Below are 816 nucleotides of genomic sequence, written 5' to 3'. Positions count from 1 at the left end.
GTCAGAATAGAGTCTGCTTTCCCATTTTTTGACACATGCCCGCGAAGGTTATAGATTTCAGCCTGACAGAAATGGGCTTTGAGGCACAACGGAACAGAAAGTGCACTTAAGCCGCCTTCAACCAAGGAGACATCGTGCAGGGGCACCGCATCGGCTACGTCCGGGTCAGCAGCTTTGACCAGAACCCGGAACGCCAGCTGGAACAAACCCAGGTGAGCAAGGTGTTCACCGACAAGGCATCGGGCAAGGACACCCAGCGCCCCCAGCTCGAAGCGCTGCTGAGCTTCGTCCGCGAAGGCGATACAGTGGTGGTGCACAGCATGGATCGGCTGGCCCGCAACCTCGATGACCTGCGTCGCTTGGTACAGAAGCTGACTCAGCGCGGCGTGCGCATCGAGTTCCTGAAGGAGGGCCTGGTGTTCACTGGCGAGGACTCGCCGATGGCCAACCTGATGCTGTCGGTGATGGGGGCCTTCGCTGAGTTCGAGCGCGCCCTGATCCGCGAGCGGCAGCGTGAGGGCATCGCCTTGGCCAAGCAGCGTGGCGCGTACCGGGGCCGCAAGAAAGCCCTGTCCGATGAGCAGGCTGCTACCCTGCGGCAGCGAGCGACGGCCGGCGAGCCCAAGGCGCAGCTTGCCCGCGAGTTCAACATCAGCCGGGAAACCCTCTACCAGTACCTCCGCACGGACGACTGACACATGCCGCGTCGCTTGATCCTCTCGGCCACGGAGCGGGACACCCTGCTTGCGCTGCCGGAAAGCCAGGATGACCTGATCCGCTACTACACCTTCAACGACTCCGACCTGTCGCTGATCC

Annotated in this window: 2 protein-coding genes; both read left to right on the top strand. The window is 62.1% G+C overall.

Translation table 11 applies throughout. The features are described from left to right. Positions 1 to 134 precede the first annotated feature (134 nt). Entirely contained in the window at positions 135 to 695 is a 561-nt protein-coding gene (locus PG899_RS24165) for a recombinase family protein (RefSeq protein WP_001161490.1), read from the top strand. Positions 696 to 698: 3 nt separating this feature from the next. Continuing rightward, the coding region (locus tag PG899_RS24335; protein WP_049318180.1) for a DUF4158 domain-containing protein at positions 699 to 816 on the top strand (118 nt) is incomplete at its 3' end.

The sequence above is a fragment of the Aeromonas sp. QDB39 genome (assembly GCF_027707585.1).
Classification (GTDB): domain Bacteria; phylum Pseudomonadota; class Gammaproteobacteria; order Enterobacterales; family Aeromonadaceae; genus Aeromonas; species Aeromonas hydrophila.
This window is presented reverse-complemented; position numbering and strand designations above follow the sequence as displayed.